This window comes from Acinetobacter sp. ANC 3832, from assembly GCF_002135415.1.
Classification (GTDB): Bacteria; Pseudomonadota; Gammaproteobacteria; order Pseudomonadales; family Moraxellaceae; genus Acinetobacter.
Map to the genome: position 1 here is coordinate 73,267 of NZ_NEGJ01000008.1, position 23,872 is coordinate 97,138.

Below are 23,872 nucleotides of genomic sequence, written 5' to 3' on the forward strand. Positions count from 1 at the left end.
TGATTATATTTTCACAAAATGGATGCGTCATTTTGACTAGAAACTATAATTTCAATGAATTGTAAAGTTCATTTCTATAATTAACTCAAATTGCCTTTCACAATAGTAATTGCAGGTGGTAACTCTTTTATACCTAATGAACTTAACATTTCACGTTCAATTAATCTCACAATTGAATCTAAAGGTAAATCATTTTCTTGGATACCAAAAGGTTCTTCTAGCTGCGTACTCAAAGCATCAAGACCTAAAAATAAATAAGCAATTAAACCAACCAATACAGGTGTCCAAATACCTAAACTTGCTTCAAGACTGAACGGTAAAATAAAACAAAAACAATATACGGTACGATGTAATAATACTGAATATGAAAAAGGCAAAGGTGTACTTAGAATACGGTCACAACCTGCTTGAATATTACCTAATCCAATAATATGTTGGCTTAAGGTACTATAAATAATGTCTGATATTTGCCCTTGTTTTAATGCTACCACCAAATCTTTTTGAATATCTTCTAAGATAAATTGTGCTGCATTTATATTTTGAGTGAGTTCACCAAAACGGATTGGATCAATTCCAACTTTATCTTTATAAATTTCAATATTATTATTTTGAGTTCTTAAACGATCTCTGAGCAAATTGCTGAATAACATGGTGCCATATATCATTTTTTCACGATGTACTTCATTTAATACATGCGAGTCTCTAGAAATATGTCGAGAAGTTGCAATCAAAGCTCCCCATAATTTTCGCCCTTCCCACCAGCGCTCATAACATGCATTATTTCTAAAACTTAAAAAAATAGAAAGAATGACACCAAAGATCGTAAATCCAATGGCTGGAACTTCTGGAATATTCAAAAAATGTGTTGATGATAAATAACCAATGATTGCAGAAATAAGAATAACAAAGATTAATGCTGGCAAAACTTTAGGAAGTATTGTGCCTTGCCAAGCAAAAAGTAAGGTGAAGTTATTGGCTTTATTACGAACAATCATACGTGATTTTCATCCTAAAAAGTAGACTTAAATTTATTCAAAATTATGAAATAAAATGCCCAATGAAATTCATCAGGCATTTTAATTAATAGACTTACTTCTAGACTCGATTTTAATCTGCTGAAATATCTTCAAACAAAACTGAAGATAAATAACGCTCACCTGCATCGGGTAAAATCACGACAATGGTCTTACCTGCATTTTCAGGACGCTCCGCAAGTTTCGCGGCAGCCGCTAAGGCAGCACCACTTGAAATACCCACAAAAATACCTTCTTGAGTTGCCGATTGACGTGCCCAATCAATGGCTTCTTGGTTTTCAATGGCAATGACTTCATCCACTAAATCTAAATCTAAATTTTTAGGAATAAAATTTGCACCAATCCCCTGAATTTTATGTGGTCCTGGCGTTAGTGGCTCACCACGTTTAGTTTGACCAATAATTGGAGAATCTGCAGGTTCAACAGCAACAGAATAAATTGCTTGGTTTTTTACGTTTTCAAAATAGCTTGAAATACCTGAAATCGTACCACCTGTACCCACACCTGCAACTAAAATATCTACTTTTCCACCTGTTGCAGCCCAAATTTCTGGACCCGTGGTTTGTTCATGAATCTTAGGGTTAGCCGGATTCTCAAATTGTTGCGGTAAATAATAATGTTCAGGCTGTTCAGTCACCAAACGTACCGCTTCATCTATAGCGCCTTTCATCCCTTTTGCTGGTTCAGTCAGTACAAGATTTGCCCCTAGCGCTTTTAGCACTTTACGTCGTTCAATGCTCATACTCGCAGGCATGGTTAAAGTAATATCATAACCTTTTGCAGCGGCAACAAAAGCCAAAGCAATACCCGTATTACCACTGGTTGGTTCGACAATATGCATACCTTTTTTTAATAAACCACGTTGCTCGGCATCTGCAATTAATGCTGCACCAATACGATCTTTCACTGAAAAAGCAGGATTACGACTTTCAATTTTTGCTAAAACGGTAACATTTTGATTGGTTAAACGATTAATACGAACCAATGGTGTATTACCAATCGCTTCTGAATTATTTGCATAAACAGCAATGCCTAAATTTTCAATGTGTGGGAAATTTGAATCTGTAGCCATGATCTTTCCTTGAATCTAAATAAAGTTATATAGTTCTATCATATCGCTTTTTGATGAAATTTTGATATTTCGTAAAAAGATTTACTTATACAAAAAAATGAAAAGTTTATTATTAAAAATCATTAATTTAGTTCAATAAAAATTTAATTGTCTGAATTAGCATCAAATCTATTTGTATAATCGTATAAGATCGCAATCATAATATATGGATTAAAAAACGCTGAGATTCTCATGGCAACCAATGCTTATCAAAAATTTTATCGACAATTAACCAAAAAAGTTTTAGATAAAATCGTCAGCCCGCAAGTTTTGGGTGACACACAAGCACTTGAAAATACAATAAATGATATTGAATCAAATACGACACCTATTTGCTATGTGATTCAGGATGATTCAACTTCAAACAAAGTCTTGATTGATAATGAAACAGAAAAACGTAAGCTTAGTCCTGCTTTTTCACCACTCATCATTGATCAATATCAAGAAGATGATTCCTTTATTACACTTGAACCCAGCAAGTCGAATGCTTCGGCTTATTATCCAGATAAGTTAATCCGTCTTGTTGAATATTTAATTAAACATCCAGATGCTAATGTGCTTTTGGTTCCTGTGACCATTTTATGGGGGCGTGCACCTGAGAATGAAGACAGTTGGTACAAAGCATTAATGGCTGATGCTTGGACAAAACCAACAGGTATTAAACAAGCACTCAATATTACGTTATATGGTCGTGAAAATTACATTGAATTCCATCAAGCAATTTCATTACGATCCTTAATTAATAATGCGCTTGAGGTTGCCCCAAACTTTGCTCCTGCCCATTATGTTGTCAATGAATTAAATAAGTCATTCAATCAATATAAAGAAGCAATTTTGGGTCCCGATTTATCAGATCGTCGTAATGTGATTAGTAAACTTATGACTTCGGATACTGTTAAAGAAGCGATTCTTACAGAAAGTATTCATAAAAAAATCAGTATTAGTGAAGCAGAAAGTTTAGCAAAAAGTTATTTAGATGAAATTGTCTCAGATTTTTCTTATTCAACTTTACGTTTTGCTGAAATTGCCCTGACTAAATTATGGACGCAACTCTATGATGGTATTGAAGTACATAATTTTGATACCGTTCGTGAACTCGCTAAAGACTATGAAATTGTCTATACCCCTTGCCACCGTAGCCACATCGACTATTTATTACTGTCTTATGTAATTTATAATCGTGGTTTGATGGTTCCACACATTGCAGCGGGTATTAATTTAAACATGCCTGTTGTTGGGCAATTGATGCGTGGTGCAGGTGCATATTTCATCCGTCGTAGTTTTAATGGTAATGCACTTTATACCGCTGTATTTAAAGAATATATCTATAGTATGCTCAGCCGAAATACACCCTTAGAATATTTTATTGAAGGTGGACGTTCACGCACAGGTTTATTACTTCCTGCCAAAAAAGGCATGTTAGCGATTACGATTCAAAGCCATTTACGGGGTAATAGTAAGCCTATTGCCTTTATTCCAACGTATTTCGGTTATGAAAAACTATTAGAAGGCTCTTCATATATCAAAGAGTTAGGCGGTCAAAAGAAACAAACTGAATCATTATTTGGCTTATTAAAATCAATTCAAAAAATTGAAAAAGTCTTTGGGACTGTGCATGTGAATTTTGGTGAACCGATTTTCTTAGAGGATATCTTAAAGAAAAATAATGCACCTAAACAAATTGCGTTGCATGAAAATTTACCAGATACAGTTAAAGCAAGCATTGATGATGTGGCTTATGACATTTTAGAGCACATTAATAAAGCCGTGGTGATTAACCCTGTAAGTTTAATTTCACTGGTTTTACTCAACGCACCAACACACTCATTGGCTGAACGTGATGTTTTATTACGTTTAGGACAGTTTAGAAATTTACTGAATCAACATCGCTATGATGAGCGTATGCAAATCACACAACTTTCAAATCATGAAATCATTCAATATGCAGTCAAACTCAAGCAAGTTGAATTTGTTGAACATGACAATGAGCGTTGGGTGAAAGTGAGTGATAAACAAGAAGCTTTGCTCAAATATTTTAGCAATAATATTTTGCACACGTTTATTCTGCCCGCTTCAATTGCCTTTGTTTTAAAATCTCAGCTTGAACATGCAGATCCAATTTTAGTCATCACTAAACAAGAATTGGTTGCTAAAGTTGTCGATCAATACGCTGATATCCAAAAAATGTTCTTCTTAAAATGGCAAGTGACAGAAATCCCAGCTGAAATTGATCAAATTTTAAAATATTTTAGTGCTGAACAAGTGATTCGTATGGATGAAGATCAACAAATTCATATTACTCAAGTCGATGAGTATTTACGTTTACTTTCAGCTTTTGCTCACTTATATGAAGTGAATTTGGAAAAGTCGTCTGCTTAAAAACAATCGCTGATCTTTGCAATTTTTAGTGCGATTATCATATATAAAACTTCATAGCCTCATTAGAAAAGGCTATAAAGTTCAAACGTATTTGCGTAGGCACTAGTTTACTTTTGACTGGACAAAAGTAAACAAAATCCCTTGTTTCACAGACAATACAATCCCTGTACTGCTGTGAAACTGGTGGCATCACTGCCACCTTTATTGCGTATCAAGTCGTTTCAAAAAATAATTTTTCAGTGATAAAACTCATCTAGAAATCTAAGTAAAATATTTTAATTTTTATGCTTTAAAGCCCATAAAACCGTAATAATTCAATACTTGAGCAAAACTTTGCATAGATTTAAATCCTGCATTTTTATAAAAACCTTCAAGTTGTTTAGTAGAAGCCAAGTAAAAGTCCTGCGTTAATCGATCAGCCATCATTTGGCTTTGTTTTTCCGATAAACCCGTGGCTTGTGCTAAATGTTTTAATGTCAAAAGCTGTTGCTCATTTTCAATTTTCATCAAATCATAGCTTAGGCAAAAAGCATTGCTCTTCAATGATTTCCCAATATCTTGAAAATATTGCGCTTTAAATTCAAAAGGTACGAAATGTGAAACAAGAATTGACAGTGCTGCATCAAACTGTAGATTCATAGCTTGCAGTATTGAAGTATCACCATGAATAAAATTAATTTTTTTTTCTAAACCTAAATCTTCAATATGACTTTTCGCTTTTTCTAACATGCTAATTGCAGGATCAATTGCTGTAAAAGTCCACTGCGGAAATTGCTCTGCAAGATATTGCAATTCATAACCAGTACCACATCCAACAATCAACAGATTGGCTTGTTCAGGTAAATAGGTCTTTAAAATAGCATTCACTTGTAAATGAATCAGTTCATAACCAGGAATCAGCTTACGGATATGATCATCATAACCATCAACAACCATTGGATTATTAAAATCTTTTGCCATCGTCCTTATTTTCCTGATAATGATTTAATCAAATACTCTAAAACACTTTATCTCACGCTGACTGATTATGTGTAAAGAATAGACATTACATAAAGCCCTTTTATTTATCCTTTAAAGAGAAAAATAAAGAAGCTTTATGCAAAAGCCTAATGATGTGTAGGTTAAGAAATTTCTTCTAAATTTAACTCATCACGCATAAATTCTTGCAACTTGAATTTTTGTGCCTTACCAGAAGCTGTCATTGGAAACTCGGTAAAGAAACGCACATAACGCGGTACTTTATTATGTGAAATATGTTCTTTACAGTATTTACGAATACATTCTTCTGTGGTTTGATGTTGGTCATGTAAAATAATACAAGCACACAATTCTTCACCATAGCGTTGATCAGGTAAACCTATCACTTGGACATCACTGACATCGGGGTGGCTATATAAGAAGTCTTCAATTTCTTTCGGGAATAGATTTTCACCACCACGAATCACCACGTCTTTAATACGACCTTTAATTTTTACAAAACCTTGATCGTCCATTTCAGCAATGTCACCTGTATGCATCCATTGTGCAACATCAATCACTTCTTTGGTTTTTTCTTCATCATCCCAATAACCGAGCATGACAGAATAACCACGAACGCACAGTTCGCCTAGTTTTCCACGTGGGACAACATGACCTTGTTCATCGACAATTTTAATTTCTAAATGCGGATGAACTCGTCCAACAGTTCCAACGCGGAATTCAATCGGATCTGTTGTTGAACTTTGTGCACTAACTGGTGCAGTTTCAGTCATTCCATAGCAAATTGTGATTTCATTCATATGCATGCGATCAATGACACGTTGCATAATTTCACGCGGGCATGGGCTACCTGCCATAATGCCTGTTCGTAAACTGCTTAAATCAAACTGATCAAACTGCTCATGTTCTAACATCGCAATAAACATGGTCGGAACGCCGTAAGCTGCAGTACATTTTTCTTGCTCAATGGCTTTTAGACTTTCTAAAGGATTAAACACAGCCGCTGGATAAACCATGGTTGAACCATGTGTAATACAGGCTAAATTTCCCATGACCATACCAAAACAATGAAATAATGGTACAGAAATACACACTCGATCTTGCGGTGTAAGATGAATTCCTTCACCCACAAAATAACCATTATTTAAAATATTATTATGGGTCAACATGGTTCCTTTCGGATTTCCTGTTGTTCCAGATGTAAATTGAATATTAATGGTTTCATCAAATTGCAATCCATCACCAATGGTTTGTAACTGCTCTAACTCTGCTTCACTTGCAATAGACAATAAATCAACAAAACAATGAATTCCCGTATGTTGCTGATCATCAATTTTAATTACCGTTTTTAAATGGGGCAATTTAACTGAATTTAAAACTTTATCTGTAGCAGATGAAAGTTCAGGGGCAATTTGGCTCAAAATTTCCTGATAATCTGAAGTCTTAAATGTGGAAGCAATCACAAGTCCTGTACAAGAGACTTTATTCAACACATATTCAAGCTCATTCTTTTTATATGCGGTATTTAAATTAACCAAAATAATACCGACTTTCGCCGTCGCAAATTGCGTAATGGTCCATTCCACACAATTCGGTGACCAAATCGCTAAACGATCACCTTTTTTCAAACCTAAGCGCAGCAAACTACACGCAAAGGCATCTACTTTTGCTTGTAATTCTCTATAACTTAATCGCACATTTTGATGCAAGCTGATAACCGCATCATGTTCAGCATATTGTTGACATGCTTCATCAAATTTAGCACCTATGGTCATTCCCACTAAGGGCTGTTGACTTGTTCCACAGGCATAACTTAACCGTAATTGCGACATTGAATCACACTCCTTGATTCTTTGTAATTTTGCTTTTTTGCTTTCAGTCTAATTATTGTTACTACGACTACTTTTCCTAAACTGCCTGTTCTTTTGTGTTTTAAACTTCGATTAAACCTTATTTTACCTCCTGTAGTTGTACTGCATTGACACAAAAATCAGCAATCTGTTTAACAAAATAGTTTTTACCAGTGTCATCTAATTTCGCATTTCGAGATGGATTTAAAGGTTCAATCACCACAAAAGTCATCGCACCCACCACACAAAGTGCCACTGTATTTAAATCTTCAAATTCAAACTCACCACTGGCTTTACCTTCGGCAAGAATTTCTTGAATACTCTCTTTAATCATTTGTTTGGTGCGAAAACGTGCATGTTCAATTTCAGGATCTACTGGCTCAAACATGAGTGAATACGCAAGTTGTGGGCTATTCATTGCACGTCGTACAAAAGTTGTAACCGCTTTATGTAGTTTCTGTGTCGCATTCAACTCACCTGCTGCAATATGATTTAAGATATCAACCTCAATCGTAATTGCCTCAAAGAGAATTTCAATCAACACTTGGCTTTTATTAGTAAAATAACGATAAACCAAACCACTTGAAACGCCTGCACGGTCAGCAATCGCTTGTATTTGTGCATCTTTGAAACCTCCCTGTGCAATTAACTCACGAGCAGATTGCAAAATCGTTTTACGATTCTGTTCCATTCGTTCTTGCATCAGTGAAGATCTTTTATAGCTCATATTTTGTATTCTCAATTAATTAAAATGAATTGTAAATCATTTTTTGAATTTATATTCACTTTTTAGAAAAATAGTTGTATGTTATTACTCAAGCACAAAAAGAATGCTTTTGGAACAAAAAATATAACCTCTAGGATGACAGGAAGATGAACCTACAAAGTATTGATTTCGGTTTAGATGAAACATTGGTCGCTCTGCGTGATTCAGTTGCTGCATTTTGTGCAAAAGAAATTGCAACGATTGCCAAGCAGGTTGATCAAGACAATCTATTCCCACATCACCTTTGGAAAAAGTTTGGTGATATGGGGCTCATGGGTTTAACAGTAAGTGAAGAATATGGTGGTACAAATCTAGGTTATTTGGCCCATATCATTACTTTACAAGAAATTTCCAGAGCATCAGCATCTATTGGTTTGTCTTATGGTGCACATTCTAACTTATGTATTAATCAAATTAACCGAAATGGTAACGAAGAGCAAAAACAACGCTTTTTACCTAAATTAATTTCTGGTGATTTTGTCGGTGCATTGGCAATGTCAGAACCCAATGCAGGGTCTGACGTGGTCAGTATGAAGTTAAAAGCCGAAGAAAAAGGTGATCATTTTGTTCTGAATGGTTCAAAAATGTGGATTACCAATGGTGGTGATGCTGATGTTCTCGTGGTGTATGCAAAAACAGATTTAAATGCAGGTGCCAAAGGCATGACAGCATTCCTGATCGAAAAAAATATGAAAGGTTTTAGCCACGGCAGTCATCTGGATAAGTTAGGCATGCGTGGTTCAAATACCTACCCTTTATTCTTTGATAATGTTGAAGTGCCAAAAGAGAATATTTTAGGTGGTGTAGGCAATGGAACCAAAGTCTTAATGAGTGGTTTGGATTACGAACGTGCAGTTCTAAGTGCAGGTCCCCTTGGCATTATGGATGCTTGTTTAGATGCTGTAATTCCTTATATTCATGACCGCAAACAATTTGGACAAGCCATTGGTGAGTTTCAATTGATGCAAGGTAAAGTTGCAGACATGTACTCTACTTGGTTGGCATGTAAAGCATTAGTTTATGCCGTAGGTGCTGCATGTGACAAAGCCGACCACAACCGTAGCTTACGTAAAGATGCTGCGAGTGCCATTTTGTATGCTGCCGAAAAAGCCACATGGATGGCAGGTGAAGCCATTCAAACCTTAGGCGGTAATGGTTATATCAATGATTATGATACAGGTCGTCTATGGCGTGACGCGAAACTCTATGAAATTGGTGCAGGAACCTCTGAAATTCGCCGTATGTTGATTGGTCGTGAATTATTTAACGAAACCAAATAATCAGAAATAGATCGCAATAATCTCAAGTCTGTAAACAATCGAATATAGAAAATAATTACAGGGATGTTCACGATGAACGAAATACAAAGCAAAATTAATATTCGAAGTGAAGAATTTAAAATTAACCAAACGGCAATGCAAGTTTTGGTAGATGATTTGAAACAAAAAACCACTCAAATTTCACTGGGTGGTGGTGAAAAAGCACGTGAAAAACATTTGGCACGTGGCAAACTTTTACCACGTCAACGCATTGACCAACTGATTGATGCAGGAACAGCATTTCTTGAAATTGGACAAATCGCAGCATACAAAGTCTATGAAGATGATGTTCCTGCGGCAGGTGTCATTGCAGGTGTCGGGCAAGTACAAGGCGTGACATGCATGATCGTTGCCAATGATGCAACCGTTAAAGGTGGAACGTACTACCCTCTGACCGTTAAAAAGCATTTACGTGCCCAAGAAATTGCTGAACAAAATCATTTACCGTGTATTTATTTAGTCGACTCGGGCGGTGCATTTTTACCGATGCAAGATGAAGTCTTCCCAGATCGTGACCATTTTGGACGTATTTTTTACAACCAAGCGCGTATGTCGAGCATGGGCATTGCACAAATTGCAGTGGTGATGGGCAGTTGTACTGCGGGTGGTGCTTATGTGCCTGCTATGTCCGATGAAACCATTATCGTGCGTAATCAAGGCACTATTTTTCTCGGTGGCCCCCCCCTTGTTAAAGCCGCTACAGGTGAAATCGTCACTTCTGAAGACTTGGGCGGTGGTGATGTACATACTCGTCTGTCAGGCGTGGCAGATCATTTGGCTGAAAATGATGAACATGCCCTTCTCATTGCGCGCAATATTGTTAAAAATTTAAATAAAAAACCGAATCACATCAATTCTGATATTGAAGTACCATTATATGATGCCAAAGAGCTCTACGGCATTATTCCAAGTGATACCCGTAAGCCTTTTGATATTCGTGAAGTCATTGCTCGTATTGTCGATGGTTCACGTTTAGATGAGTTTAAAGCGCGCTTTGGTACAACATTAATCACGGGCTTTGCTTCAATTTACGGTATGCCCGTCGGTATTATTGCCAATAATGGCATTCTCTTCTCTGAATCGGCACAAAAAGGCGCTCATTTTATTGAGCTCTGTACACAACGTAATATTCCCCTGTTATTTTTGCAAAATATCACAGGATTTATGGTGGGTCGTCAGTACGAAAATGAAGGCATTGCCAAAAATGGTGCAAAATTAGTGATGGCGGTTGCAACAGCAAATGTCCCTAAAATTACCATGGTGATTGGTGGTTCATTTGGTGCAGGCAATTATGGCATGTGTGGTCGTGCTTATTCTCCTCGCTTTTTATGGACTTGGCCAAACTCTCGTATCTCAGTCATGGGGGGGGAACAAGCTGCTAGCGTTTTATCAACATTGAAACGTGACCAAATTGAAAGTAAAGGTGAAGAATGGTCAGCACAAGAAGAAGATCAATTTAAGCAACCGATTCGTGATCAATACGAACTCCAAGGACATCCATATTATGCCTCTTCACGTTTATGGGATGACGGTGTGATTGACCCTGCTCAATCGCGTCATGTACTTGGTTTAAGTTTAGCTGCTGCAATGAATGCACCGATTATTCCAACTAAATTTGGCGTATTCCGCATGTAAGAGGTCGAAAATGGATTTTCAATATTTACAACTCGAACAAGATGCACAAGTTGCAACCGTTTGGCTCAATCGTGCAGAACTACATAATGCATTTAATACACAAGTCATTGCAGAATTACATACCTGTTTCACTGCTTTAAATGATCGTGATGACATTCGTGTGGTGATTATTGCAGGAAGAGGTAAAAGTTTTTCCGCAGGTGCAGACCTGAATTGGATGAAAGCACAAAGTGAAGCCTCTTCTACTGATAATGAAGCGGATGCCTTAAAACTTGCCAAAATGCTACAAGCACTGGCAACTTTAAAGCAACCGACCATTGCACGTGTGCATGGTATTGCTTTTGGTGGTGGTATGGGCTTGGCTTCGGCTTGCGATATTTGCGTCGCAAGTACTGATGCTAAATTTGCAACGTCAGAAGTTCGCTTAGGTTTAGCACCATCAACAATTAGCCCTTATGTAATTCGTGCCATTGGTGCACGCCAAGCATCGCGCTATTTTTTAACAGCGGAACGTATTTCAGCAGAACAAGCGCAGAACATTGGTTTAGTCCATGAAGTTGCATCTATTGATACATTAGATCAAAAAGTACAGGAAATCGTGGATGCACTCTTGCTCGGCGGGCCTGAAGCACAAGCATCTTCTAAACAACTGATTCAAATGGTCAATCAACAGTCTTTAACAGAAGAATTACTTATTCAAACCGCACAACATATTGCACATGTACGCCAAGGAACTGAGGCTAAAGCAGGCTTGAATGCTTTTTTAAATAAACAAAGCCCGTCTTGGATTAAAAGCACAACAGAATAATTGACTTCAATCATCATTCAACAACGCATTTTCATTGTTCTTATAAGAATGAAGCTGATTGATGAAAGAAGTCACATGATAAGGATAAAACAATGTTTGAGAAAATTTTAATTGCAAACCGTGGTGAAATTGCATGTCGTATTATTCGTACAGCAAAACAACTGGGTATTGCAACGGTTGCGGTCTATTCAGATGCAGATGCGAACTCACAACATGTTAAACAAGCCGATGAAGCCATTTATATTGGTGAATCACCTGCTTCACAAAGTTATTTACAAATGGATCGTATCATCCAAGCAGCTTTAGATACTGGCGCTCAAGCGATCCATCCCGGTTATGGTTTTTTATCTGAAAATGATCAATTTGCTTTAGCCTGCGAAAAAAATAATATTGTTTTTATTGGTCCACCTGTTGCCGCTATTTTAGCCATGGGTTTAAAAGCAACCTCTAAAGCGTTGATGGAAAAAGCTGGCGTTCCATTAACGCCGGGTTATCACGGAACCAATCAAGATGCAGATTTCTTAAAACAACAAGCGGATGGCATTGGCTACCCTGTTCTAATTAAAGCCAGTGCAGGTGGCGGTGGTAAAGGCATGCGTTTGGTTGAGCGTGGCGCTGACTTTTTAGGTGCGCTATCTTCATGTAAAAATGAGGCAAAATCGAGCTTTGGTAATGATGAAGTGTTGGTTGAACGCTATGTCATGAATCCTCGTCATATTGAAGTTCAGGTTTTTGGTGATTCGCATGGCAATTATGTGCATTTATTTGAACGTGATTGTTCAGTACAACGCCGTCATCAAAAAGTACTTGAAGAAGCACCTGCACCTCAAATGGCAGAAGCAAAACTAGAAGTCATGCGTCAAGCTGCGATTGATGCAGCACGAGCGGTAAATTATGTCGGTGCAGGAACTGTTGAATTTATTGTGGAGCAAGACGGTACTTCATATTTCATGGAGATGAATACCCGTTTACAAGTTGAACATCCAGTTACGGAAATGATTACAGGGCAAGATTTGGTTGAATGGCAATTAAGGGTTGCCTTTGGTGAGCCGTTGCCAAAATTACAGCATGAATTACACATTCATGGTCATGCCATTGAAGCACGTGTTTACGCAGAAGAACCAGAAAAAGGCTATTTACCTGCGATTGGTAAAATCAGTTATCTACACTACCCAGAACAAAATCAAAATGTGCGGGTGGATAGTGGCATTGTCGATGGCGACGAAATCACTACTTATTATGACCCAATGATTGCTAAACTGATTGTTTGGGGTAAAAATCGTGAAGCAGCTTTGGTACAAATGCATCATGCATTAGGGCATTTTCATGTTGAAGGCTTAGGTAATAATATTGCATTTTTGGATCGTATTATTCGCTGTGATTCATTTAAACATGCACGATTGGATACCAATTTAATTCAGCGTGAAGATGAATTTCTGTTTAAAAATATTCAAAAAGCCAATGCACAGCTCATCATTTCAGCAGCATTTACCGCGCTACTTAGTCTTTTTAAACAAAATATAACAGCGAATAACCCAGTTTGGCAGGCTGAATCACTTTGGCGCTTAAATATTAGCAATAGCTATCCTATTAAATTCAAATTGGATGATGAAAATATCCTTGTCAATTTTAGTCCCGTTGAACATGGATTTATTGCAGAATATCAAGGACAAAATTATCAAGTTTCAGGTACTTTAATTGATCAAAACAGTATTCATATCGAAATTGATGGCAAAAAAGATAAATTGGCATTTAGCCAAAATGAGACTGCTTTAACGCTCTTTTCAAATGCTCAAAATTTTAAATTTGCATATATTCGTCCTGATTTTAATACAGATGATTCAGATTCGAATGACCATAATTTAAAAGCACCTATGCCTGGTGTAATCACCAAAGTGCTGGTTTCTGCAAATGATCACGTTAAAAAAGACGATGTATTATTGACACTTGAAGCAATGAAAATTGAATATTCAATTCGTGCGCCGCAAGATGGCATTATTGCAGCTGCTTACTTCCAAGTTGGCGATCAAGTTAAAGCAGGCGATGAATTGGTAGAGTTTCAAGTTTTAGCGGAGGACGTTGCATGATCGAATCCGCACAAAATGACTTTGTTAAAATTGTAGAAGTCGGTCCACGGGATGGTCTACAAAATGAAAAGACACCGCTGACTTTAGAGCAACGCCACTCTTTTATTTTAGATTTAATTAAAACGGGTTTGAAATCGATTGAAGTCGGTTCATGTGTATCTGCAAAATGGGTTCCGCAAATGGCACAGAGTGATGAACTTTTTGCACAACTCCCGCAAGATCCTAATATTCAATTGAGTATGTTGACCCCCAATTTAAAAGGTTTTGAATCTGCGCTTGCTGTAGGTTGTAAGGAAGTTGCTGTATTTACAGCGGCTTCTGAAAGCTTTACCCGTAAAAATATTAATTGTTCAATTGATGAAAGTTTTGAAAAATTTGCAGATGTCATTGCAGCTGCCAAACAAAATAATATTCAAGTCCGTGGTTATGTCTCTTGTATTGTCGATTGTCCTTATGAAGGTGCCATTGATCCACAACAAGTGGCAAAAGTCACCCAACGATTATATAACATGGGCTGTTATGAGGTTTCATTAGGTGAAACCATTGGAACAGCGACACCCGATCGGGTAAAAAAAGTATGGAATGCCTGTTTAGCTGAATTGGATTCACAGGTCTTGGCAGGACATTTTCATAATACCTATGGCATGGCGATTGCCAATATTTACCAATCACTGGAACAAGGTATTCGCGTATTTGATTCATCCATTGCAGGATTAGGCGGTTGCCCCTATGCCAAAGGTGCATCAGGCAATGTTTCGACTGAAGATTTATACTATTTACTGTCAAAAATGGGCTTTCAAACAGGAATTGATTTAGATGCATTGATGCTTGCTAGTCAAAATATTAGTCAAGTCTTACAACGTCCAAATCCATCAAACTATGCCAATGCTTATTGGCAAACCCGTTGTGCTTAAAAATCGTTTTGTACTTTAAAGAATCCTAAACTTAGTCTCAGTTTCGCAATAAAACGCACATGAAGTGCATTGTAAGAATAAGGTGGAATATGCGTAATAAAGTATTTAATAGTGCCGCTGAAGCACTTACAGATATTGTCAAAGATGGACAAACCATTGCTGTTGGTGGTTTTGGTCTCTGTGGCATTCCAGAAGAACTCATTACGGCACTCAAAGATACAGGGGTGAAAAATTTGACCTGTATTTCAAATAATGCCGGCGTGGATGGTTTGGGTTTAGGACAATTACTTGCGACCAAGCAAATTAAAAAAATGATTTCTTCTTATGTCGGAGAAAATAAAGAGTTTGAGCGCCAATATCTAAATGGTGAATTAGAAGTTGAACTAACACCTCAAGGTACGCTTGCAGAAAAACTACGTTCAGGTGGTGCAGGTATTCCCGCTTTTTACACCCAAGCCGGTGTAGGAACGCTCATTGCAGAAGGCAAAGAAGTTCGTACTTTTAATGGTAAAGAATATATTTTAGAAGAAACACTAGTCTCTGATATTTCTTTGGTTAAAGCCTATAAAGCAGATAAAGCGGGCAATCTTGTTTTTAGAAAAACTGCCCGTAATTTTAACCCTGATTGTGCAATGGCAGGTCGAATCACGATTGTCGAAGTAGAACAGATTGTCGAGTTAGGTGAATTAGAAGCCGATGATATTCACTTGGCAGGCATTTATGTCGATCGAATTGTGTTAAACGCAAATCCTGTCAAACATATTGAACATAAAACCCTTAAAACGGAGGCTGTGTAATGGCTTGGTCACGTAATGAAATGGCACAACGTGCTGCTCAAGAACTTCAAGATGGTTTTTATGTCAATTTAGGAATTGGATTACCGACACTGGTTGCCAACTACATTCCAGAAAATATGGATGTTTGGTTGCAGTCTGAAAATGGCTTATTGGGTATTGGTGAATTTCCAACAGAAGATACGGTCGATGCAGATTTGATTAATGCAGGAAAACAAACAGTTACTACTCGTCAAGGTGCTGCATTTTTTTCAAGCTCTGAATCATTCGCCATGATTCGTGGTGGCAAAGTGAATATTGCTATATTAGGTGCGATGGAAGTTTCTGAAACTGGCGATTTAGCCAATTGGATGATTCCAGGCAAGAAAATTAAAGGTATGGGCGGAGCGATGGATTTGGTCGCAGGTGTACAACATGTGGTGGTACTCATGGAGCACTGTGCCAAAGATGGTTCAGCTAAAATTCTGAAAAACTGCGAATTACCACTCACTGGTAAAGCCGTAGTTGATCGCATCATCACAGATTTAGGGGTTTTGGATGTGACTGCTGAAGGCATTAAACTGGTGGAATTAGCAAACGGTGTTTCTTTTGAAGAAATTCAAAAAGTCACAGGTGTAACGATTATTCAATAATTCATTTTATCTGATTAGACATCTTACATAAGTATAAACGCCATTTTTATTTTTATCTTCAAAAAATGAAACGCTTTATATGAGATGTCTAATTCAAGACAAATAAATCCAAGCCAAAAAGTGAATGCCCTGCTTTTGGCTTTTTAATCTGCGGCAATTCAATAAGTCTGCATATTGACACATCGTTATCTAAGACTTCTTGCAGAATAATAACGAGCTCTTTGATTTTTTCCTTTAAGGCTAAATCAAGAGACTCTATGTGAGAAGTTTATACATCAATAGGATATTGATCATTTCATTTAAACATTAACCATGAGATGGAATTTTATATGGATAATACACAAAATATTTTGCAAAGATTTGCAATAAAAGTCAGCGATTGGTCTGAAAAATGGTTTCCTGATTCTTATATATTTGCATTATTAGGGGTTGTGATAGTTGCCGTTGCTGCCATTTTAATTGGTGCACCTGTTAAAGATGTCGCTCTTTCCTTCGGCGATGGTTTTTGGAGTCTTATTCCATTCACCTTACAAATGTCGATGCTGATTGTTGTGGGTTATGTCGTTTCAGTTTCAAAACCTGTTGAAATTCTTATTCAAGCCATGGCTAAAATTCCGAGTAATGGTCGTAATGCCATTGTCATGATTGCCACAGTGAGTTTGTGTGTCTCTTTAATTAACTGGGCAATGAGTACTGTTTTAACTGCGTTACTGGTAATTGCACTGGCGAAGCGTAAAGAATTAAATATGGATTATCGTGCGGCAGCCGCAGCAGCGATTATTGGAATGGGTGCAACATGGGCACTCGGCATTAGTTCTTCCGCGGCACAGTTACAAGCCAATAAAGCCAGCTTACCCGACTCATTATATCAACTCACGGGTGTCATTCCATTTACGGAAACCATTTTTTTACCTCAGTCCATGATTATGACTGGCGTATTAATTATTGCCTCTATCGCAATTGCTTTTTGGTCAGCGCCTAAAGGAAATAGTATTAAAACGATTGAACACTTCCCTATACATTTAGAGGAAGAAAAAGTCGAAGAAATGCAATCTAAACGCCCTGGCGACTGGTTAGAAAACTCACCTATTCTCACCATATTGATTGTTGGTTTAGGGCTTGTTTGGATGTTTAATGAATTTACCAAAAGTAATCCAATCATTGCGATTTCTAGTTTAAATACTTACAACTTTATCTTTTTAATGTTGGGCTTAGCCTTGCATGGCACACCTCGTAATTTTTTAAATGCTGTATCTAAAGCTGTTCCTGCAATATCTGGCGTGCTCATCCAATTCCCACTCTATGGCAGTATTGCATTTATTATGACTCAAGCGATGAATAGCCAAGATTTATCCTTATCACATTATATTGCAGAATTTTTTGTATCTATTGCATCCAAAGAAACCTTTGCGATTGTCATGGGCATCTATTCCGCCATTTTAGGCTTTTTTATTCCTTCAGGCGGTGGTAAATGGATTATTGAAGCGCCGTATGTCATTCAGGCGGCACATGATTTAAAAGTACATTTGGGATGGTCTGTACAAATTTACAATGCTGCTGAAGCCTTGCCTAATTTAATCAATCCATTCTTTATGTTGCCAATGTTAGGCATTTTAAAATTAAAAGCGAAAGATGTGATTGGATTTACAGTCACTCAACTGGTTTTCCACTTTCCTTTAGTTTTATTCTTACTGTGGATTTTAGGAAGAACATTGACTTATACACCACCAGTGTTCTAATCCAATTTAACTAAACATCAAATAAAAGGTCTGAAATTTCAGACCTTTTTTATATCTTAAATGCTCTAATTTAGTTTAAATAGACTTGAGTAACTTCTTTTCAGAAAAATAAGCGTTTTACATAAACCTTTAACTTTCCGTCGTTAGTAATAAATAATAAAGTTTTATGTAAAAATCCTATATATGAGAAGACATTGTATTTACATCAAATAATGAGATTTTTATATTATATAAAACAACACTCACCTGATTTTCAGAAATTTGACCTTTATGCTGCGTTTGTAAAGAAGCAATAAAGTCTGCAAGTTCGACAGAAGGTTTTGTATCAAGATTCGCTATCTTTAATTCCAGAAAATTTAAAATATTTTCAATTAAGCGATTCGCTTGATTATATAAATCAGGACTTTTTTGCTTTTGTACATATTGTTTTAAATCCAATAAATTAACTCCCAAGCGAATGTCTTGCATAATATGAGTATCTTCATAAATATTTTGCGTATTTGAATTTTTGACTCGTGGTAAAAGTTGATAAATTTTATCTAACATTCGATCAATAAAATGCTCTCTTTCTCGTTGATAACGATGAGGTCGAATTGTTCGTTGTACTGTAGAAATAATATCTTTTAATGCATATTTTTCAATTTGACTAGCAACCCATAAAGGTTGTTTTGAACGTAAAGCATGCATCATAAAAATAGCAATACTCACGCCTAAAACAGTCGCTAAACAACCATTTAATGTGGTTAATACATCAGCTTGATAGTTATTTTTAAGTCCTAATAATGTTGCAATATTGGTCGCAAGCACCATCCCAATAAATGCAGTTTTAGGATTGGTCATTAAAATACCCAAACCAATGAATAATGGTGACAAGACCAGAACCAACATTTCAAAAGTACTGATACTCGGTAAAATCAAAATGGTATAAAGCATGACAATAATAGATGAGCCAATAACACACTTCATAAACAGTTTAAGTGTAGGCAATGCACTGTCTAAAGTCGCAAAAAAAGAACATGCAACAGCAGCCATCATGGGCATCGCTGAACTATTGAGATCCCAACCACAAAAAATCCATAATAAACTAGTCACCATAACCGTTAAAAATACAGTCAAGGCAGAAAGAAGCGCCAACTTTTGATCAACAAAACGATTTTTCTTAGAAATTTTTGATAAATTATCATACTGATTTTTATCTAATTGTTCTTGTAAGCAATGCACTTTATGCATGAAATGCAATAACTCTTGCAGACGTAGAATTAGCGCATAAATTGCAATATTATGTTGGCTGGAGTCTTTTTCTGCATAGCACGCTTTAAAGTCTTTAATCTCTTGTTTTATTTCATGAAAAGAATCTTCATTTTTTTGATTAGAAGACCAATGCTTTAATTTTTGGATTAATAAATCTAAGGTTTCAGGCATGTTTTCAGCGCCAATTAAATTTACTCTTAAATCGATCGAAGAAATAATAGGAATAATTTGGCGCATATTATATTGAATATTTTCAACAAGAATTGCCTGTTGTCGCCCTCGTCTACCATCATATTGTAAATGATCAGCAAGTCTTTCTAAATTTAAAGGATAATTCGCCACACTGTGTAAAATCTCATAGCCAATTTCTTGTTTCTTTTCTTGATGTTCTAGTGTTACCCCAATCAGTTTATAAACATCACTAATCCAACGATCAATCGTATGTTTAACCGCTTTAAATATTTGGTTTGGTAATACGATACTGTGAATAACACCACTAATGGTCACACCAATTAAAATTTCTTGTACTCGACTGATGCTAATCGTGAAAATATTTTCAGGCGTGGATACGCTTGGAAATGCAATAAACGAAATGGTATAGCCTGCAAGCATGAACATATAGCTACGTGGCGAACGATCTTGCAAAGAAATATACAAACACGTTGCAGTCCACAGTGCTAAAGCTGTGCATAAAATAATAGGTGTATCAACAAAATTTGAAACTAAAATCAGTGCGCCAGTTGCACCCAAAAAAGTTCCTAAAAAACGATATAAACCTTTAGATAAAGTTGAAGAAGAAAATGGTTGTGAGGCAATAAAAACAGTTGTCACAGCCCAACCAGGATTATCTAAATTAAAAGCCAATGAAATATATAAAGCAATAATAGCGGCAATAGTGGTTTTAAATGTAAATAACCATGCATCCTTAGAAATATTGAACACTGTTGTCCCTAACTTTTATCGCCCATTTTAAACAAGAATTATATTCTCAAATAATGATAAATTGTTAGATTAAAATAGTGATAAATATAAAAACAGTGGCATCAATATCATTAAATCATTTTTAGTTTGCATAATTTTTTTTATTTCCCTTCGAAAAATACAGCGTTTGTTAAGAGTTATGTAAGAAGTCAATTAGAAATCTGGTATAAAATTAGTTTACTCTGTCACCCAAGCTTGGTCTATTTGATTAATTAAGCGCTGATTCAGTTGTTGTTGATGTATTTGCCAAGCATCTATCTCAGCTTGTGTAGGTTCATTTTGTCCATCTGAAGCACTGAGAAATCGTTTAAAAAAGCTTTGATAATGATAAGCAGAAACATCACCTGTAATATCAGCACCTATTAATTTTGCATAACATGCATGTATTAAATCATGTAAATGACTTTCTAAAAAATGACCTTGATCCCAATTGGTCTTCACAACTTCTTTAGATAACACATCTTTATCAATGGATAAATAAATTGAGTATTTCAATGCAGAAATTTCAGTTAAAAAAGCAGACATTAAAGCATCAGGATTTTCAAAACCATGCCAAGCATTTTTTGCACCAATAAAGCGTGTCCATTCTGCATTCTGCCGAACACTCCAATAATGCAACTTGCCTTTTTGTAAGGCTGTCCAATGATTTTCCCAAGCATGCCTTAAACTAATATCAGTAGAACTAATACCAATAACATCAATACGTGCAATATTTTCAAGCTTACTTGCCCAATGCACCCATGACCCGCAATGAATTCCAAAAGGATAGCGCATATTGTCAGGATGGTTATCGCAAACAATCAAATGGAATGTTTGATCTGTTGGCAATCGTGACAATAATAACTGGGTAATATGATGATAATCTCCACTGCCTATTAGCACTGTGCCTAAATTTAAAGAATCAGGTAGTTGATCTGAAAGATAATGTTCAAGCTGTTTAAATTGATCCCATTTACATCCAAAACGGATTTTTTCTTGCCATGCAGATAAATCAATCTCTAAGCTATGATTCGGTTTTCCCGCAGAATCATCAAAATTCAAAACAATGGGACGGCGTGATATTGAAGTCATTATGATTGAATATCCTGTATTTTCGTATGCCAATGTGAATCAGATTCAAAAAAATGTCGTAATTTTCCTAAAATAAAACGTAAAACAGGCTGCCTAATCCAGACCAAATGTCGAGTAAAAGTAAATTTTGCACCTAATTTTTCTTTTACTTCTGGATCTGTCCATCCAGCAACATAAAATTTTAATCCACGTTGTTTAGCGTAATCTAAATTGATAAACCAACTAATGAAATAGATATTGTATTCGGTCGAAAGTGGATAATTTAGACCAATATATTTGTCGATTAATTTATCTTGAAATTCATAGCAAATATTATAAGCAATTAATTTTTGGTTTTTTGAATATAAAAAAACTTTTGCTTTACTTAGGCTATTTTGTAAAATATCATCAAAAAAAGACGCTGTTAACAGATCAAAATGAATATCACTTTGTGTATAAACAGCCAAATAAAGCTGATAAAGCTCCTGTCTAAAGCTCTCATCTAAAAAGCGATCATGTCCTGTATCGAGGGTTTCAATTTGAAGCTCATCTAAACTTTTTAATTTTCGTTTTAAATTTTTACGGCGACTTTTAGACAATCGTGATAAATACTCTTCACGATTTTCAAAATCAATAGGAACATAAGCTAAAGCCTGCCCTTCAACAGATAAAAAACCCATTTTTTCAGCACTCTCGATCAGTTCACAGCTATATCTATTTTCTTCAGCTGTTAATAATGGAGAATTTAAAGGCAAGTCTTTAATAATGGTTAAACTCTGCTTTTGTGCATTTTCCTTTAGCTTTTGGGTTATATCTTCAACCTTAAATCGGTTTGATAATGGTGTATATTCCGTAACTGTTGTACCCATAAAACAAGTCGATAAATACAATAACCTCCCCCAATATGGATACCCCCAAGCCGATTCTATTTTTTTCCGTAGTGGTACATCTAACGTAGTTAATAGATTGAAATTAGTATAAAAAAAAGGTAAAAAATCTTGAGAATTTTGAACTTTAAAAGTCTCTGGTGGATGCTTAATAAAAGCATCCACCAGAGATTGCGGTTCTAATTGATTTAAATTAGTCTGCATATTCATCAAGAGATCTAGACTTACATTTCACGTTTTGCACGGTTTAGAACTTGTTCCAGTAACACCATCGCTTGATCAATTTCAGAACGTGAAATTTCTAATGATGGTGCAAAGGTAATGACGTTTTTATAGTATCCACCTACATCGAGTACCAAGCCGCATTTTTGACCTTGATATTCCAATGTACCTGATAAACCAATATCAACCATTTTATCCAATAGTTCTTTATTCGGTGTGAAACTATCCGTTTGACAAATTTCAGCACGTAATGCTAAACCTAAGCCATCGACATCGCCAATTTCAGGATGACGTTTTTGTAAATCTTTTAAGCCTTCTAAGAAATATGCACCGCTTTCCATAATTTGTTTTTCATAATCTTTTTCAGCCAGCATTTTCATGACTTCTAATCCCACTGCTGTACCCAATGGATTTGATGCAAATGTTGAATGTGTCGAGCCTACAGGGAACATTTGTGGATTAATGATTTCCTCTTTTGCCCATACACCTGCGAGTGGATTTAAGCCATTGGTTAATGCTTTACCGAATACAAGAATGTCAGGAGTAATGCCAAAATGTTCAAATGACCACAATTTCCCTGTGCGGTAGAAGCCCATTTGAATTTCATCAATCACCAGAAGAATACCGTGATCATCCAATACTTTTTTCAACTCAGGATAAAAATTCATTGGTGGAATCACATAACCACCTGTTCCTTGAATTGTTTCAATATAGAACGCAGCAAATTCACTTTCACGAACTTTTGGATCCCAAACACCATGATATTCATTTTCAAATAGGCGTCTGAATTCTGCGACTAATTTCACTGCATATTCTTCAGGTGTCATTCCTTTAGGACGGCGGAATGGGTATGGGAATGGAACAAACTGAGCACGATCACCGAAGTGACCATAACGACGACGGTAACGATAGCTCGAGGTGATTGAAGATGCGCCTAATGTACGCCCATGATAACCACCTTCAAAGGCAAACATTCGACTTTTACCGTCAGTAAAATTACGAACCAATTTGAGTGAATCTTCAATGGCTTGTGAACCACCCACGTTATAGTGAATACGACCTTGAACCCCCGTTTTTTTTAGCATGTCCTCAGCAATGACTTTGCTCAATTCAATTTTAGTTGGATGTAAATATTGGCTTGCAATTTGAGGAAGCTCATGAATTTGCTGAATTAAAGCCTGATCTAAACGCGGATTTTTATAGCCAAAATTGACTGCTGAATACCACATTTGTAAATCTAAATAAGGTGTATCGTTATCATCATAAATATAGCTACCTTGGCAATTGGTAAATATTTTAGGAGGATTAACATAGTGAACGGTATCACCATGAGAGCAATATTTTGCTTCATCTGCCAATAATTGGGCTTCGTCTAATTTGGCACGTTTTGGGAAATTCAGCATAGATGACTGCTCTTCTACATGTTGATGGTTAT

The 23,872-nt window shown here is 36.3% G+C and carries 18 protein-coding genes; 9 read left to right on the top strand and 9 right to left on the bottom strand.

What is annotated here, in order from left to right; all coding sequences use genetic code 11:
• Positions 1-80: 80 nt before the first annotated feature.
• Together B9T35_RS11820 and cysK are read right to left on the bottom strand one after the other, a co-directional pair.
• Positions 81-995, bottom strand: coding sequence for a bestrophin family protein (locus B9T35_RS11820; protein ID WP_086191313.1), 915 nt, complete (start codon positions 993-995; stop codon positions 81-83).
• A 112-nt stretch (positions 996-1,107) separates the two neighbouring features.
• Positions 1,108-2,106 carry a cysteine synthase A gene (gene cysK, locus B9T35_RS11825; protein WP_086191314.1) on the bottom strand — a complete coding sequence of 333 codons (999 nt, stop codon included), beginning with the start codon at positions 2,104-2,106 and terminating at the stop codon, positions 1,108-1,110.
• Positions 2,107-2,337: 231 nt separating this feature from the next.
• Between cysK and plsB the strand changes: the two genes are divergently transcribed.
• Positions 2,338-4,524 carry a glycerol-3-phosphate 1-O-acyltransferase PlsB gene (plsB, locus tag B9T35_RS11830; RefSeq protein ID WP_086191315.1) on the top strand — a complete coding sequence of 729 codons (2,187 nt, stop codon included), beginning with the start codon at positions 2,338-2,340 and terminating at the stop codon, positions 4,522-4,524.
• A gap of 282 nt (positions 4,525-4,806) precedes the next feature.
• Here plsB and B9T35_RS11835 read toward each other — a convergent pair whose 3' ends face one another.
• From B9T35_RS11835 to B9T35_RS11845, 3 genes are all read right to left on the bottom strand, one after another.
• Complete coding sequence (locus B9T35_RS11835; RefSeq protein ID WP_086191316.1) at positions 4,807-5,484, bottom strand: class I SAM-dependent methyltransferase; 678 nt, start codon at positions 5,482-5,484, stop codon at positions 4,807-4,809.
• 161 nt (positions 5,485-5,645) lie between these two features.
• Positions 5,646-7,334, bottom strand: a complete 1,689-nt coding sequence (locus B9T35_RS11840) for an AMP-binding protein (protein ID WP_086191317.1) — start codon at positions 7,332-7,334, stop codon at positions 5,646-5,648.
• Between the two features lie 118 nt (positions 7,335-7,452).
• Positions 7,453-8,079: a TetR/AcrR family transcriptional regulator gene (locus tag B9T35_RS11845; RefSeq protein WP_086191318.1), complete on the bottom strand. Its 627-nt coding sequence runs from the start codon at positions 8,077-8,079 to the stop codon at positions 7,453-7,455.
• Between the two features lie 146 nt (positions 8,080-8,225).
• Here B9T35_RS11845 and B9T35_RS11850 point away from each other — a divergent pair, with 146 nt between their 5' ends.
• From B9T35_RS11850 to B9T35_RS11885, 8 genes are all read left to right on the top strand, one after another.
• Entirely contained in the window at positions 8,226-9,398 is a 1,173-nt protein-coding gene (locus B9T35_RS11850; RefSeq protein ID WP_086191319.1) for an isovaleryl-CoA dehydrogenase, read from the top strand.
• A gap of 72 nt (positions 9,399-9,470) precedes the next feature.
• Positions 9,471-11,072 carry a carboxyl transferase domain-containing protein gene (locus B9T35_RS11855; RefSeq protein WP_086191320.1) on the top strand — a complete coding sequence of 534 codons (1,602 nt, stop codon included), beginning with the start codon at positions 9,471-9,473 and terminating at the stop codon, positions 11,070-11,072.
• 10 nt (positions 11,073-11,082) lie between these two features.
• Entirely contained in the window at positions 11,083-11,880 is a 798-nt protein-coding gene (locus B9T35_RS11860; protein ID WP_086191321.1) for an enoyl-CoA hydratase/isomerase family protein, read from the top strand.
• A gap of 92 nt (positions 11,881-11,972) precedes the next feature.
• Positions 11,973-13,967, top strand: coding sequence for an acetyl/propionyl/methylcrotonyl-CoA carboxylase subunit alpha (locus B9T35_RS11865; RefSeq protein ID WP_086191322.1), 1,995 nt, complete (start codon positions 11,973-11,975; stop codon positions 13,965-13,967).
• Positions 13,964-14,881, top strand: coding sequence for a hydroxymethylglutaryl-CoA lyase (locus B9T35_RS11870; RefSeq protein WP_086191323.1), 918 nt, complete (start codon positions 13,964-13,966; stop codon positions 14,879-14,881). Before B9T35_RS11865 ends, B9T35_RS11870 begins: the two co-directional genes overlap by 4 nt.
• A gap of 89 nt (positions 14,882-14,970) precedes the next feature.
• Complete coding sequence (locus B9T35_RS11875; protein ID WP_086191324.1) at positions 14,971-15,678, top strand: CoA transferase subunit A; 708 nt, start codon at positions 14,971-14,973, stop codon at positions 15,676-15,678.
• Positions 15,678-16,307, top strand: a complete 630-nt coding sequence (locus B9T35_RS11880) for a CoA transferase subunit B (RefSeq protein ID WP_086191325.1) — start codon at positions 15,678-15,680, stop codon at positions 16,305-16,307. Before B9T35_RS11875 ends, B9T35_RS11880 begins: the two co-directional genes overlap by 1 nt.
• A 329-nt stretch (positions 16,308-16,636) precedes the next feature.
• Positions 16,637-18,046: a short-chain fatty acid transporter gene (locus tag B9T35_RS11885; protein ID WP_086191326.1), complete on the top strand. Its 1,410-nt coding sequence runs from the start codon at positions 16,637-16,639 to the stop codon at positions 18,044-18,046.
• A 177-nt stretch (positions 18,047-18,223) separates the two neighbouring features.
• Here B9T35_RS11885 and B9T35_RS11890 read toward each other — a convergent pair whose 3' ends face one another.
• From B9T35_RS11890 to B9T35_RS11905, 4 genes are all read right to left on the bottom strand, one after another.
• Positions 18,224-20,239, bottom strand: a complete 2,016-nt coding sequence (locus B9T35_RS11890; RefSeq protein WP_086191327.1) for an FUSC family protein — start codon at positions 20,237-20,239, stop codon at positions 18,224-18,226.
• 216 nt (positions 20,240-20,455) lie between these two features.
• Positions 20,456-21,349 (bottom strand): hypothetical protein, encoded by an 894-nt coding sequence (locus B9T35_RS11895; RefSeq protein ID WP_086191328.1) that lies wholly within the window; start codon positions 21,347-21,349, stop codon positions 20,456-20,458.
• Positions 21,349-22,419: a GNAT family N-acetyltransferase gene (locus tag B9T35_RS11900; protein WP_171264276.1), complete on the bottom strand. Its 1,071-nt coding sequence runs from the start codon at positions 22,417-22,419 to the stop codon at positions 21,349-21,351. Before B9T35_RS11900 ends, B9T35_RS11895 begins: the two co-directional genes overlap by 1 nt.
• 20 nt (positions 22,420-22,439) lie before the next feature.
• A complete protein-coding gene (locus B9T35_RS11905; RefSeq protein ID WP_086191444.1) occupies positions 22,440-23,840 on the bottom strand; it encodes an aspartate aminotransferase family protein in 1,401 nt (466 codons plus the stop codon).
• Between the last annotated feature and the right edge of the window lie 32 nt (positions 23,841-23,872).